A 14,001-nucleotide genomic window follows, 5' to 3' on the forward strand; every position below is an offset into this window, starting at 1 on the left:
CATAGCTTGATTGCGAAAAACCAGGTTCTTTTTGAGCCTGGTTTTTTAAGATGCATTTCAAAATAAGGAGTTGTTTTGTTTGAGACTGGACAAATATCTTAAGGTATCAAGGCTTATCAAAAGGAGAACTGTGGCCAAGGATGTCTGTGGAGGCGAAAAAGTCAGTGTAAATGGCAGAGTTGCCAAACCTTCGGCAGAAGTAAAGCCTGGAGACATTATTTGCATTGATATGCGGAATCATATCCTTGAGGTCAAGGTGCTGTCGACGCCACCAAGTGCCAAGGCGGAAGAAGCTGAGACACTCTATCAGTTGATTAAAGATGAAAAAAAATAATGATGTCTAAACCCCCGACTTTCTGAATAAGTATTTATTCAGAAAGGGCTTTGGGGGGGATGGAAATGACAGGCCAACAGGAAATTGAGCATAAGATTGTTATCAAAGACAGAAGACTACTTACGGTTTCAGGGGTAAAAAAGGTAAAATCGTTCGACCCCAAAGAGATTACGCTGGATACCACAAAAGGTAGGGTGACGATTAAGGGGCGGGACCTGGGTGTAAACAATCTCAACCTCGAACAATCAGAGCTGGAGATTGAAGGCCAAATTGACATGCTGACTTATGCTGCGAGTGGATCTGGAGAAACCTCCAAAGGAGTATGGGAAAAAATTTTCAAATAGCTTTTTGAAGGGGGCGAAATCGGGATTAGCGAGTTTGCTGTTTTGATTAGCATTGTCCTAAGTGGATTACTTGTTGGGATATGTTTTGATTTTTACCGAATGTTACGCTGGCATTTGGGCCTGACAAAGATACAGACGTTTTTGGGGGATTTACTTTTCTCTATTGCTGCGCTTGGAATTATTTTTTGCTTAGCGCAAAAAGCAAATTACCTTGAATTTCGTTTTTATCTTTTTTTGGGAAGTTTGTTAGGTCTTTTGCTCTATATTGCGATTTTTAGCCGATATGTTAAAAAAATTTTTGATGTATTATTTCGCTTGATCCGTTACGTTAGCCAATTCATCAGAAAGCTTATCCAGGCGTTTTTGCGGGGCGTTTACATCGGAATTGCCGGAATGATGCGGATTCCCTATGGCATTCTGCGCTGGCTGGGGATGCTTCTGTATCGGATCGGTGAAGCGATAAGCCGGAATACTTTGATCAAAAAAAGCAAATAGTATTGATTTTGACTAGCTTTAATTATATAATAACTATACTTATAATATTTTTGTAGTTGATTTGTACGGAATATGTAGCTGGTATGTAGACGGATTTTTGTCTTTGTTGGTAAATTGACAATAAGGAAAAGAAGATTTTGCACTGGGAAATACGAGGGTTGGAAAAACTAAGTTTCCGGGAGAGACAAGCTGTCATGCTTAAAGAAAGCGGGCGTTCCAGCGAGGATATCGCCAAGGTTTTGGGGATAAGCGGCAGTTCTGTTTCAACCATGCTCGCAAGGGCCAAGACCAAAGGATATCAGATCATCGGAATCATCCAGGATCATGAATTAGGGCTGAATTATCCACTGGAGGATGATGAGGAAAATGAGAAATAGCAAAAAGCATACAAAAAAGAGAATAAAAAAGATAAACCCAATATTCGTAATTGTTTTGGGGATTGCTTTGATGTTAGGCGGAAGCTGGTCCTATCAGCTGCTTCAGTTGGATCGTTCCATTGAGCAGCAAAAAGCAGAGCTCGAGAGTAAAAAGCTTCAGATTATTGCTCAAAATGGTCAATTGCATGAGGAAATAGAGAAATTAAATACCCCGAGTTATGTGGAACAATTAGCCAGAGAAAAACTTGGACTGGTTCGTAAAGGAGAAATTTTAATAGCTCCCAAAGAGTCGGAAAATTAATCTATAAATGATAAGTGTATTTGATAAGCGCTGCCGCACAACGAATTATTTTTAATTTGTTAACGGCAGCGCTTTTTGATCAGGTAATATCATGTCAATTGGGCGGTGATATTCGTATATGATACAATGCCAATAGTTTTTTTGCTGAAGCAAGAAAAATGATTGCCGACGGAGATTCCCGAATTAGACAAGCTTCGCGGCAGCCATCAGCTATAATAATTCCATTAAGTGGAAGAGGTGGCATTATGGCTGAATGGGCAACACTCAAAGCGGAAAAAATCATTAACCGATTTTCTGACTCGCTGGGAATACAATGTCTGATTGTTATCGGAGGTTTTTTAACAGCCCGGGCAAACCTATTGGGTATTTATCCATTTGCTATTGCCTATCTTGCAGTTCTCGGCATGAATATGAAAAAATGGATTCTGCCGGGTCTTACCGGAATTACGGTCGGTCTGGTATCTGTCCAGGATTTTTCAGTGTTTCTGGAAGTTATGCCGAGCGCGGTTCTAGGTGTTCTGGCAGTTCAGATGATCAAAGAGAGCAAGGGAAAAATACTTCTTCTCGCTGGGCTTACGGCACTTGGAACCTTACTGCCCGGATTAGGCGTATCATGGTTTACCAATGGCTTCGGAGTGGAGTCTATCTTGCTGGTAATGGTCCAAAGCATTATTGCGGCAGGCTTTTCAATTATTTTTTTCTTTGCGTTTCTTCATAAGGAAAGCCTTATGAAGGGCAATTTCAAGGGCGAACAAGGTATGGTATGGATTTTAGTTCTGGCAGTCTGCTTAAGCGGCTTACAAGGGCTCGCTTTTGGGAAAATCAATTTACAGATCACATTTCTGGGGTTCTTTCTGCTTTTTGTGGCCTATAAATACGGAGCTGGTTCAGCTGCAGGTGTCGGAGCAATTTTAGGCTTTTTGTTAAAATGGAATCTTGGAATCGATAACCTGATTGATGCGGGACTCTACAGCTTACTCGGGTTTATGTGCGGAGGGTTTACCCGTTTTGGCAAGATGGGAGTTGCGGCTGCCTACAGCGCTTCTATTTTGATGGCCTCTTTTTTTGTCAATGAGACATTTTTGACTTCTCATCTTTATTCGTCCGCGCTTGCGCTTCTTATGTTTTTCTTATTACCCGGAAAACATGAAAAATTTTTTCTGAAGAATAAAGTAATGCCAGAAATCGAAACAACAGTAAGCAAAGTCAAAACTGTTGGTGACCTATTTGATCAGCTTGCTTATGGTTTCCAGGCGGCAGGACTTGAATCCAGGCTGCAGCCGGAAGTACCGGAAATGATGAATACCCTGGTCGATAAGATATGTCGGCATTGCCCGGATTCGAATTATTGCTGGCAGCAGGATTTTCACCAAACCTATCATTTTATGTATGACTTGTTTGCCTATGAAGAGAAAAGAATTCAAAGAAACCAAACCGGTGAAGCTTCAGACCAAATCAATCAGGAGAAAGTGCCTGTCGAATGGGGAAAATGCAGTAAACTTGAAGAAGTCATGCTGGCGGCTCAATTTATTCTGGAGCAGGAAAAAGACAAAGAGGTTTGGCAAAAACGTCTGGCCATAAACAGAGAAGCCTTAGCCGGCCAGTACAGAAGTGTATCTCAGGTGATCGGGCACCTCGCCCAGGAGCTTCATTCTCAGCATAATCACGAAGACGGAAAACCACTGGTCTGGTCCCGCAAGCATAAACTGGTTTTAGATCTGGGTATCGGCTCTTTTATTAAAACCGGTAATGGCATAAGCGGCGATAACTTTAGTTCGGTTTCGTTATCTTCATCCAAAAACGCGCTGATTATCTGTGACGGTATGGGCGCAGGGGAAGAGGCGGCCAGGATGAGCTCAGCGGCACTTACAATACTGGAACAGCTTCTGAGTACTGGATTTGAACCGGAGAGTGCCATCAAAGCGCTTAATTCAATCCTGGTTTTACGTTCTCCGGAAGAGAGCTTTGTCACCGTCGATATGGCCGTGTTGAATATCGAGGCAGATCAAGCCAGGCTGATTAAAATTGGAGCAGCACCGACCTATATCATCAGCAGAAACAAAGTAGATGCAGTAAAAACATCAAGTCTGCCGGCTGGTATACTGAACGATATTGATATCCCGGCGATTGATATTCCTTTTAAAGACGAGACGCTTGTCATCGTAACAGACGGAATCTTGGATGTGGCTAAAAGAAAGGACGATTGGCTCAAAGAATATCTGAAGAACAACAGAAGTTTGTCTTCGCAGGATCTGGCCGACAGTATTGTCAAAGAAGCACGAAGACTGTCCGGGGCCTGCCTGGAGGATGACGGGGTTGTCCTGGTTGTCAAGAGGAAGGACTTGGCTGGAAACGATGCCAGAAATTAAACCCAGTTTTAAGCTGTTGTTAAGATTTAACCTTTATATTAAAAATAAAAATATTTGTTTTAAATGCTTTGACAAATCGGCAAAATCTGGAGAGAATAGTATTAATACGATTTTAGGAAGGCTGCGGAGAAAATAATGTATGAAAGCTTGAGCTCGGAGGTATTGCCGCAACAAATTCCGTCTCAGTCCAAGGTGCTTGTAGCTGTTTCGGGAGGACCGGACTCGGTGGCCCTGGCTCATGTCATTTACCGCTATTCGTGCGAAAATCAAGATAAGAATATTTCTTTTGTTATTACGCATGTCAATCATAAGGTCAGGAGAGAAGCCGACAAGGAAGCGGAGCTTGTTAAGAATCTTGCTGGGGAATGGAAAGCAGGATTTATTTTGCATGAATTTGATGCGAAACGTAACGCTTCAGCTTGCCGCCAAAGTTTTCAGGAAGCATCAAGGGAATGGCGCTATGCCCGCTGGAAGGAAGACATGGAAGCGTGGGGCTGTGATTTACTGGCCACTGCCCACCATTTGGGAGATCAGGCGGAAACTGTTCTCTACCGTCTCTTAAGAGGGAGCGGAACAACAGGACTTGCAGGCATTTATCCTGTTAAAGACAAAATCATCCGTCCGCTCCTTTCGGTAACAAAAGAAGAAATCCTGGAATACTGCAAAGTTCAAAGTCTTCCCTATTCAATTGACAAGAGCAATCTGGAAACGGACTATTACAGGAATAAGATCAGACTCGAGCTAATTCCTGGACTGGAAAGCAAATATAATCAGAGGATTACGGATGCTTTGGGACGAACAGCGGAACTGCTGCGCTGGGACGAAGAATATATTTGTGCCCAGACGGAAGCTTTGTGGCCCAGGTACTGTCTCCGGGCAGATCATACCAGAGTCCTGCTTTCGCACGAAGCCTGGAAAGAACCGGAGGCAATCCTTTCCCGCCTGCTCCGGAAAGCGGCTTCGCAGGTATCGGGAGAAACAAGAGGGCCAGCGTTTAAATTTGTTAAGCTTTGGATGCAAAAGGGGAAACAGACCGGATGGCGTCAGGATCTTCAAGGTTTTAAGGTAGAAGTTGTCAAGCAAGGCCTTTTCTTTTTTAACGTAGAGCGAGAATCAAAAGAGTATATTTCCGGGAAAGATAGAATTGAAGAGTTCCGGCTTTTTGTCAAGTTACCTCTTGCTTTGAACGTTTGGAATAAAATTACGGAGTTAAAAGTACAGGTGGGAATTTTTGATTTCTATCCGGAAGAACAGCATGTTTTGTGGAGTACCGAACTTGATCCGGTCCAAATGTCTGTTCAGACTGAGCCTTTGGTATGTAGGACGAGACAGGCCGGAGACCGTATTTATTTTAAGAATTTAGGGCATAAAGCAATTAAAAAGGTTTTTCAGGACAAAGATATTTCTGCTGGGGAACGTGATAAGATTCTGTTTTTTGCTTTTGGCGATCTCGTCGTCTGGATCCCAGGTGTATGCAGGGGAGATAGCCTTTTGCCGGCTGGTCCGCAATCTTCCAGACTGTATTTGGTTGCGGCTGAAATATAAGGTTTTCTACTATTTTGGATTGATTGTAAAATAGGAAACCACATGATATAATATCTCATAGTTTTTCAAACGTTCGAATAAATGTACTTTAAGTATTGACAATATGTTTCCATCAATGAGAGGAGGATCTCCGGATTGAAAATACTAAAAAATGTCGCGATCTATTTGTTGATTATTCTTCTTGCAGTTTTGCTTATCAAATGGGTAAATCCTCCTGAAGCAAAGGATACCAGTCTAAAATATAATGCTTTTAAGCAGGCTATTGCTTCGGGCGGCGTCAGTGATGTTTCCGTTCAGGTCAATGATAAATACTACGTCTATACCGTTACCATGAAAGACAGCAAGATCTACGAAGTCGCCGGTCCCTCGGGAGATCAAACCCTTCTGGATGAGATGGAAAAACAGAATATCAACCTTACATTTGAGCCTCCGGCCACTGTACCGTGGTGGGTTTCTGTCCTGCCAACTCTCCTGATGTTCCTGTTTATTTTTGGGTTGTTCTTCTACATGATGCAGCAAACCCAAGGCGGCGGAAGCAAGGTAATGCAATTTGGCAAAAGCAGGGCACGGTTGGTATCAGATGAACACAAATATACGTTTAAAGATGTTGCAGGTGCAGATGAAGTTAAGGAAGAATTGGAAGAAATCGTAGAATTTCTGAAATCACCGAAAAAATTCAATGAGATTGGAGCTAAGATTCCGAAAGGGGTACTCCTTTTTGGCCCTCCCGGAACCGGAAAAACTTTGCTGGCGAAAGCCGTTTCCGGAGAAGCCGGAGTTCCGTTCTTCAGCATCAGCGGTTCGGATTTTGTGGAAATGTTTGTTGGTGTTGGAGCCTCAAGGGTGAGGGATCTTTTTGAACAGGCTAAAAAGAATTCCCCCTGTATCGTTTTTATCGATGAAATTGATGCTGTGGGACGTCAGCGCGGTGCCGGCTTGGGCGGCGGCCATGATGAGCGCGAGCAGACCCTGAATCAGCTTCTGGTCGAAATGGACGGATTTAACGGTAACGAAGGTGTCATCGTCATTGCTGCGACCAACCGTTCGGATATCCTGGATCCGGCTCTTCTCCGTCCTGGGCGTTTTGACAGACAGATTGTTGTCACTCTCCCGGATATCAAAGGAAGAGAGGAAATTCTGATGGTCCATGTCAAGGGTAAACCGTTAGCTTCAGATGTTAACCTTGAAGTTTTAGCGCGCAGAACCCCCGGCTTTACAGGGGCTGATCTTGCCAATCTGGTCAATGAAGCTGCTTTGCTTTCAGCCCGGCGTAATGAGAAAAAAGTCGATATGAAGGCGCTGGAAGATTCGATTGAAAGAGTCATTGCCGGTCCGGAAAAGAAAAGCCGGGTGATCAGTGATTTTGAAAAGAAACTGGTTTCTTACCATGAAGCCGGCCATGCGCTTCTGGGAGAATACCTTCCGCATACGGATCCCCTGCATAAGGTTTCGATTATACCAAGAGGCCGGGCAGGAGGCTATACGCTGCTGCTGCCGAAAGAGGACCGCAACTATATGACGAAGTCCCAGCTGCTTGACCAGGTCACCATGCTTTTGGGCGGCAGAGTAGCTGAAGCTCTGGTTTTGCATGAGATCAGTACCGGCGCTTCCAACGACCTGGAACGTGCGACAGGCATCGTAAGAAAAATGATTACCGAACTCGGGATGTCGGAAGAGCTCGGACCGGTAACTTTCGGCCATAAAGAAGAACAGGTTTTCCTGGGACGTGATATTGCGCGTGACCGTAATTACAGTGAATCTGTAGCCCAGGCGATTGATCATGAGGTGCGCCGTATCATTGATGAATCTTATCAAAAGGCGCAGGATATCATTTCAGAGAAAATTGAGATTCTGCATGCGATTGCCCAGGCACTGATGGTCAATGAAACGCTGGAGGCAGACTCTTTCCAGGATATTATTGCCAAATATGACGAGTCACGCATAGGTGATCCTTATGACACGCCTCTGTCCACAAACGGCAACAGTACGGAAGATAATGAACCAAAAGAAGAAAGTGAAAATGCTTAAGGTTGACAAGATACTTGCTCAGATGAGCTCAAAATATCTTATAATAGACATTTAAGGAGGATTCCCGTGGAAAGAACTTTTCTTATGCTTAAGCCGGACGCCATTCAAAGAGGTCTGGTTGGTGAAGTGATTGGCAGATTTGAAAAGAAAGGATTTAAGCTTGTTGGCTTAAAGTTGATCCAGGTAGACAGAGCCTTGGCGGAAGAACACTATAAGGAACATAAGGGTAAAGGTTTTTTTGAACCTACCGTTCAGTATATTATGTCCTCGCCGGTTGTGGCGATGGTCTGGGAAGGCAAGAATGTAGTCGCTATAGCTAGAGAAATGATGGGGGCGACCAATCCTGCCAATGCCAACCCTGGTTCTATCAGAGGCGCCTATGCGATGGACATCAGCAGAAACGTCATCCATGGCTCAGATTCTGTGGAAAGTGCCGAGAGGGAAATTTCCTTGTACTTCAAACCGGCGGAGATTCTTCATTATGCAAAAGCCGGTGAAGAGTGGCTTAGCGAGTAAATACAAGGACACCCATTCGGGTGTCCTTTTTACAGTCTGTCAGAAAAACTCAAAGTACTTTCTGAACCAAGTTTTGTTTTATATGTCAGAATAAGCCGGGGTGAATCAGATGCAGGATAAAAAGAAAATGGCATGGATGATGATCAGTGTGGGTATGCTGCTGATCGGTGTTTTTCTTGTAATTATTATTAAATCCTATATGGCTGATCAAAATGCTTCTTCGCAGGAGAAAAATCTCCCGAGCCTTCTTCAGCTGGAGATGGAGAATGAACAATTGGCTGGAGAAAATGACAAACTGCTGGAAGAATTGACGAAGTATCAGGCGGGGGAAAGCGCTGCGGCCCTGGCTTCCGAGCAGTTGGAGCAGGCGAAGATCAGTGCAGGGCTTGTGTCCCTCAGTGGCCCGGGCATTGTGATCGTTCTGGATGATTCTGATCAGAAGCGAAGCACAAGTAATGGGAACATTGGGAATTATTATATCCATGAGGAATACTTGAGGGCAATCGTCAATGCACTGTGGAATGGCGGAGCTGAGGCCATTTCGATTAATGACCAGCGGATTACTTCTAATACAGAAATATTCTGCAGCGGTTCTTATATTAAGATCAACAACACAAGACAGATGCCACCGTATAACATCGTGGCGATTGGCAATCAGGATAACTTAAAATCGGCTCTTCAGTTTTACGTATGGGACATGCTCGGGGAATATCAGCAACAATACGGCATAACCCGTAAACTGGAAATACCTAAGGAATCTGTCACAGTACCTGCCGCCAATCAGTACAGTTATAAGTATGCACAGCCTGTCAAGGAGGGTTAGACTTGATAAACAAACATGTCATAACGGTTGCGACGATTGCCGCCGTAGCGATTGGCTTTTTGATTTCCCTTCAATTTCAGGCGCAAAGAGAAGTGGACAGTGCAGAAAAAATTCAGCAGCAAAGAGTTGAGCAGACCGATACGGTGATGAAAACCTTGCAGGATGAAAACAATTCTTTGCAGGAAGAATATAATCGAATATCTGCAGAATTGGAAAGATACAGGAACCAAAACAGTGAGAATCCCTATCTTAGGGCAAGACTGGATCAGCTTAAAATCGCTGACGGAACCATCGCTGTTACCGGACCTGGGGTTAAGATGATTGTCAAAGACAGCGGTCCGGATACTGATGCAGTTATCCCGCTGAGTACGGATGAGCTGCGCGAGATCGTGAATGTCCTGCGATTGGCAGGAGCAGAAGCGATCAGCATCAATGGTCAGCGGATTGTTGCTTCGACTTCCATTGTTATCAGCGGGACAGCGACAATCCTGGTGAATTCAGTCCCGATCAGCAGGATTGGCGGAACCACGTATGAAATCCTGGCTATTGGCAAACAGGATGATCTACTCGACTATTTGACGAATATGATCGCGATTGACTTGAAACAATTTGGCAGAAAAGTTGAAATAACCCGCGAAACGGTGACAATTCCATCCTTTAAAGGAAGCTATACCTTCGAGTACGCTTCGGAGGTAAAGAAAGGATAACCTGATAACAGGTGAGCGCCTGAATTGGAGAAAATGAATTCATTGATTAAGGCGGAAAAGGAGTGAAGGATTTGAAGGCGTACAATATGCGATGGCTAAAAATAGACAGCCTGCTGCAGGCTGAAAGAGCCCTAAGCCAGGTTGGCGTTGACCCTGGTGGTCTTCCATATATGAACGGCAAGGCTTTGACCAAACCGATCAAGCTGGAGAATGTACCGGCTCCGGTAGCCTTGGTTCTGAAACAGGAAATGCTCTCCTCCGGTGGAGATGCAGCTGTCCATAAAGATTTGCTCGACAACGGAGCACCGGAAAGCGATGTGTTGCTTATAGGTACCTATAAGCAGTTAACCAAACTTGCGGACAGACTGGCGACGATGTCCGCGGAGTTCCAATCCCTCGCTCAGTCCTTATGCGAGCTGATGACCTATTTGGAGGAACCTCCGGCCGGAATCATTGATTGCAGGGGAAAGAGTCTCATTTGGGGTCAAAAGACTTTGATCATGGGAATATTAAACGTAACGCCGGATTCCTTTTCCGACGGCGGAAAATTTGACAACATCGAGAATGCTTTAAAGCAGGCGGAAAAAATGGTTGCCGACGGTGCTGATATGCTTGATATTGGCGGGGAGTCCACCCGCCCGGGATATGGCGGCGTCAGTGCCGAAGAAGAGTGGTCCAGACTTGAACCGGTACTTAAAGCACTTATCCCGGTCTGTTCGGTTCCAATATCGATTGATACCCAAAAAGCAGCTGTTGCAGCCAAGTCTTTGCGGTTGGGGGCCCATATCATTAATGATATCTGGGGTTTGCAGAAAGATCCTGAAATGGCCGGCGTTATTGCAGAATATCAAGCTCCGGTCGTGATAATGCATAATCAGGATCATACAGAATATAAGAATATGATGGGTGAAATATTGTCATTCCTGGAGCGTAGCATTGAAATGGCTCTAGACTGCGGATTGACGCAGAATCAAATTATTGTCGATCCCGGAATCGGGTTTGGAAAAACACCGGAACAGAATATGGAAGTCTTAAGCCGGATGGAAGAATTTAAATCGCTAGGGTGTCCTCTTCTTCTGGGAGTATCCCGCAAATCCGTGATTGGACGGACCTTGAACCTTCCGGTTGATCAAAGGCTGGAACCGACGATTGCCCTGGGGACGCTCGGAATTGTCGCCGGAGCAGATATTCTGCGTGTGCATGATGTTCCCGAAAACAAAAAGGCTGCGCTTATCACTGACCTGGTGATACGTCGAAAAAGAGGAGAAGATTATGAAGGAAAGTGATGTCATTCACCTGCGTGGTATGGAGTTTTATGCTTACCATGGGGTGATGGAGGAGGAGCAGGTTCTTGGCCAAAGATTTCTGATTGACGTGGACATCTTCCTGAAAAAACCGGTCAGTATGCAGGACAATCTAGCGGAAACTGTCAATTATGCTGAAGTCTATCAAGTAATCAAAAATTGTGTCCTTGATCAGCGTTATCAGCTGATCGAAACGCTTGCCGAAAAAATAGCCTTGGAAATTACAACCGGATTTCGCTGTTCAGGCGTCCGGGTAGAGGTACATAAGCCGAATGCCCCGGTTTCCGGAATTCTTAAGGATATATCCGTAGAAATCATACGGGAGAAAAAAGATGAGAGCATTTTTAAGTTTGGGGAGCAATGAAGGAGACCGCAAGGAATATTTGGATCGGGCACTCAATATGCTGATGGATACTTCAGGGATCATGATTCAGCGTATTTCCAGCCTCTATGAGACTGAACCCTGGGGCAATGTTGACCAGTCACCTTTCCTGAATATGGCCATTGGCATTGAAACGGAGCTGGATCCTTACGAACTGCTTGAGGTCTGCCAGCAAATTGAAACGTCTCTAGGAAGAAAACGACTGACTCATTGGGGGCCGCGCACCATTGATATCGATATTCTTTCCTATCAGGATTACGTAATTCAGACTGAAAAACTGACAATTCCGCATCCCTTTATGGAACAAAGAGAGTTCGTACTGGCTCCGCTAAGAGAAATATCACCGGATTATATTCTGCAGTCAGGAAGAGTAATCGGAACTGTTCAAGGCGAAGGACTTATTAAAAAAATTACTAAAATATAGGTATAAATAAGATCAATACGTTTTAAGTAAAATTATAAAAAATCATAAAATATGGATGGTTCTTTAAGATTTTTCTTTATTATTTCTCTTCTTTATCATATACTAAAGAGTAAGCTGCAGACGATATCTGTATAGAGTTGTACCGTAGCAGTTCTACTATTTTTTATGACTGATCGGATCGTGCATCAACCGCTTGGATTATTACTACTGGGACGGTGAAGGCAGGGTATATGTTGAATTCGTTTATAACAATACACCTTCACCATGTGAGGTGTATTTTTTTGTCAGAAAATACAATAAAATTTGGAATCATCGGAACTGGCGTGGTCGGGACATCTCTGGCGATTCTGTTGGAGAAAGCAGGGCTGGAGTGTATCGGAGTCCATACCCGCGGCAAAAGGTCATATGATCATTTTCGCAGATACTTGCCAAAAGAGCAGCTTGGATTGAAGCAGCTTGTGATGGAGTCAGATCTGATTTTTATTACGACTCAGGATTGCAACATTGAAGACGCAGCGGCCAGACTTTCTCAGGAGAAGGATATTAAACCAGGTCAAATCTGGATTCACTGCTCAGGGTCTTTGCCTTCGGGAGTCATGTGTCAGGATCCTGTACTGCCTGTCGGCTACCTGTCTCTGCATCCACTGCAGGCCTTTGCAAATATTGATGTCGCGGTTTCCGTCATGAAGGGAACCTATTTTGGCATAGAAGGCAGCAGTCCGGAGGTTGAGCGCCAAGGGGAGGAACTGGTTATGTTATTAGGCGGAATTCCACTTAAAATTAATCCGGCTAAAAAAAGCCTTTATCATGCTGGAGCGGTTGTCGTCTCAAATTATCTTGTTTCGCTGGTCCTGCTGGCAGTCAAACTATTTGAACAGGCCGGAATAGAGCGTAAAGACGCTCTGGCTGCCTTACTTCCGCTGTTAGCCGGATCCTGTCGGAATATTGGCAAACTGGGGCTTCCTGGGGCGCTTACAGGGCCAATTGCCAGGGGAGATGCCGAAGTCGTCGCAAGACATTTACAAAGCATGCCTGAAGAGATAAGAACAGTCTATAGAGAGCTTGGAAAGCTGGCCTTGGAATTGGGATTAGAAAAAAAACTATGGGATAGGGCATCCTATCGCCCAGAAGATTTAAACGACCTGGAAGAACTTTTGAATGACTTAGGAAAGGAAACAAAGCAATGATCATTGCCAAAAAAATAACTGAAACAAGAGAAAAAATAGCATCAGCCAAACAGCTGGGAAAAGCTGTTGTCCTTATACCCACGATGGGCTTCTTGCATGAAGGCCATCAGTCCATGGTCAAAATAGCCAGAAATCAAGATCCGAATCACAAAAAAATCTATATTGTGATGAGTATATTTGTGAATCCCTTACAGTTTGGTCCGAATGAGGATTATGAGAAATATCCGCGTGATCTTGCCAGGGATTCGGGACTCGCCGAACAGGCAGGAGTAGACTTGTTATTTGCTCCTTCGGTCGCGGAAATGTATCCGGACGGAAAAAGCCTTACGGCAGTTCAGGTATCCCAGATCACCGAGGTCCTCTGCGGAGCCAGCCGTCAGGGACACTTTCAGGGAGTAGCAACTGTTGTGACGAAACTTTTTAATATTATTCAACCTGATGAAGCCTATTTTGGCTTAAAAGATTACCAGCAGGTTGCTGTCATCAAACAAATGACAAAAGATTTAAATAGCCCTGTTAAAATCGTGGCCTTCCCGACGGTTCGAGAAAGCGACGGACTAGCCAAGAGTTCTAGAAACGCTTATTTGAGCAGTGAAGACCGGCGGCAAGCCCCGGTGTTATTCCGTTCATTGCAGGAAGCGGAGGCACGAATTATTGAAGGTGAGACCTGCACTGAAGTTGTCAGAGAAGAGATCAGACAGAGAATAAGCAGTGAATCAAACGGGAAAATTGATTATGTAGAAATAAGAAAAGCGGACAATCTTGCAGCTGTCGACAGTATTGACTGCCCTGTTGTGATTGCTCTTGCCGTACGTTTTGGCACAACGCGCTTGATTGATAATATTGTCGTGGAGGTGTGAGAAAA

16 protein-coding genes and 1 pseudogene are annotated in these 14,001 nt (G+C 44.4%); all 17 read left to right on the plus strand.

Annotated elements, in window-relative coordinates; all coding sequences use genetic code 11:
* Window positions 1-79 precede the first annotated feature (79 nt).
* The 17 genes and pseudogenes from DEHRE_RS00955 to panC all read left to right on the plus strand — a co-directional run bounded on the left by DEHRE_RS00955 (window position 80) and on the right by panC (window position 13,996).
* Complete coding sequence (locus DEHRE_RS00955; protein WP_015045101.1) at window positions 80-334, plus strand: RNA-binding S4 domain-containing protein; 255 nt, start codon at window positions 80-82, stop codon at window positions 332-334.
* Between the two features lie 65 nt (window positions 335-399).
* Window positions 400-678, plus strand: coding sequence for a sporulation protein YabP (gene yabP / locus DEHRE_RS00960; protein WP_025204976.1), 279 nt, complete (start codon window positions 400-402; stop codon window positions 676-678).
* Between the two features lie 42 nt (window positions 679-720).
* Window positions 721-903, plus strand: a pseudogene (gene yabQ, locus DEHRE_RS15140) (spore cortex biosynthesis protein YabQ); the annotation flags it as partial.
* Between the two features lie 90 nt (window positions 904-993).
* Entirely contained in the window at window positions 994-1,173 is a 180-nt protein-coding gene (locus tag DEHRE_RS15145; RefSeq protein ID WP_242837094.1) for a hypothetical protein, read from the plus strand.
* A gap of 137 nt (window positions 1,174-1,310) precedes the next feature.
* Complete coding sequence (locus tag DEHRE_RS00970; protein WP_025204977.1) at window positions 1,311-1,550, plus strand: sigma factor-like helix-turn-helix DNA-binding protein; 240 nt, start codon at window positions 1,311-1,313, stop codon at window positions 1,548-1,550.
* Entirely contained in the window at window positions 1,540-1,851 is a 312-nt protein-coding gene (locus DEHRE_RS00975) for an FtsB family cell division protein (RefSeq protein ID WP_019224818.1), read from the plus strand. The genes DEHRE_RS00970 and DEHRE_RS00975 overlap by 11 nt, the downstream gene beginning before the upstream one ends.
* Before the next feature lie 245 nt (window positions 1,852-2,096).
* Entirely contained in the window at window positions 2,097-4,220 is a 2,124-nt protein-coding gene (locus DEHRE_RS00980) for a SpoIIE family protein phosphatase (protein ID WP_025204978.1), read from the plus strand.
* Between the two features lie 162 nt (window positions 4,221-4,382).
* Window positions 4,383-5,765, plus strand: coding sequence for a tRNA lysidine(34) synthetase TilS (tilS, locus tag DEHRE_RS00985; RefSeq protein WP_242837000.1), 1,383 nt, complete (start codon window positions 4,383-4,385; stop codon window positions 5,763-5,765).
* A 135-nt stretch (window positions 5,766-5,900) separates the two neighbouring features.
* Window positions 5,901-7,793 (plus strand): ATP-dependent zinc metalloprotease FtsH, encoded by a 1,893-nt coding sequence (gene ftsH, locus DEHRE_RS00990; RefSeq protein ID WP_025204982.1) that lies wholly within the window; start codon window positions 5,901-5,903, stop codon window positions 7,791-7,793.
* Between the two features lie 66 nt (window positions 7,794-7,859).
* Window positions 7,860-8,309 carry a nucleoside-diphosphate kinase gene (gene ndk / locus DEHRE_RS00995; RefSeq protein ID WP_019224814.1) on the plus strand — a complete coding sequence of 150 codons (450 nt, stop codon included), beginning with the start codon at window positions 7,860-7,862 and terminating at the stop codon, window positions 8,307-8,309.
* Between the two features lie 109 nt (window positions 8,310-8,418).
* Complete coding sequence (locus tag DEHRE_RS01000; protein WP_019224813.1) at window positions 8,419-9,132, plus strand: DUF881 domain-containing protein; 714 nt, start codon at window positions 8,419-8,421, stop codon at window positions 9,130-9,132.
* 2 nt (window positions 9,133-9,134) lie between these two features.
* Window positions 9,135-9,839, plus strand: a complete 705-nt coding sequence (locus DEHRE_RS01005) for a DUF881 domain-containing protein (RefSeq protein ID WP_019224812.1) — start codon at window positions 9,135-9,137, stop codon at window positions 9,837-9,839.
* A 62-nt stretch (window positions 9,840-9,901) separates the two neighbouring features.
* Window positions 9,902-11,125, plus strand: coding sequence for a dihydropteroate synthase (folP, locus tag DEHRE_RS01010; protein ID WP_083221926.1), 1,224 nt, complete (start codon window positions 9,902-9,904; stop codon window positions 11,123-11,125).
* Window positions 11,112-11,507 (plus strand): dihydroneopterin aldolase, encoded by a 396-nt coding sequence (gene folB, locus DEHRE_RS01015; RefSeq protein ID WP_025204988.1) that lies wholly within the window; start codon window positions 11,112-11,114, stop codon window positions 11,505-11,507. The genes folP and folB overlap by 14 nt, the downstream gene beginning before the upstream one ends.
* Window positions 11,476-11,949 (plus strand): 2-amino-4-hydroxy-6-hydroxymethyldihydropteridine diphosphokinase, encoded by a 474-nt coding sequence (gene folK / locus DEHRE_RS01020; RefSeq protein ID WP_019224809.1) that lies wholly within the window; start codon window positions 11,476-11,478, stop codon window positions 11,947-11,949. The genes folB and folK overlap by 32 nt, the downstream gene beginning before the upstream one ends.
* A 281-nt stretch (window positions 11,950-12,230) precedes the next feature.
* The gene (locus DEHRE_RS01025) at window positions 12,231-13,136 is read left to right on the plus strand and encodes a Rossmann-like and DUF2520 domain-containing protein (RefSeq protein WP_019224808.1); all 906 of its coding nucleotides are present in this window, start codon (window positions 12,231-12,233) and stop codon (window positions 13,134-13,136) included.
* Window positions 13,133-13,996: a pantoate--beta-alanine ligase gene (gene panC / locus DEHRE_RS01030; protein ID WP_025204992.1), complete on the plus strand. Its 864-nt coding sequence runs from the start codon at window positions 13,133-13,135 to the stop codon at window positions 13,994-13,996. Before DEHRE_RS01025 ends, panC begins: the two co-directional genes overlap by 4 nt.
* Window positions 13,997-14,001 lie beyond the last annotated feature (5 nt).

This window comes from Dehalobacter restrictus DSM 9455, assembly GCF_000512895.1.
GTDB classification, from domain to species: Bacteria; Bacillota; Desulfitobacteriia; order Desulfitobacteriales; family Syntrophobotulaceae; genus Dehalobacter; species Dehalobacter restrictus.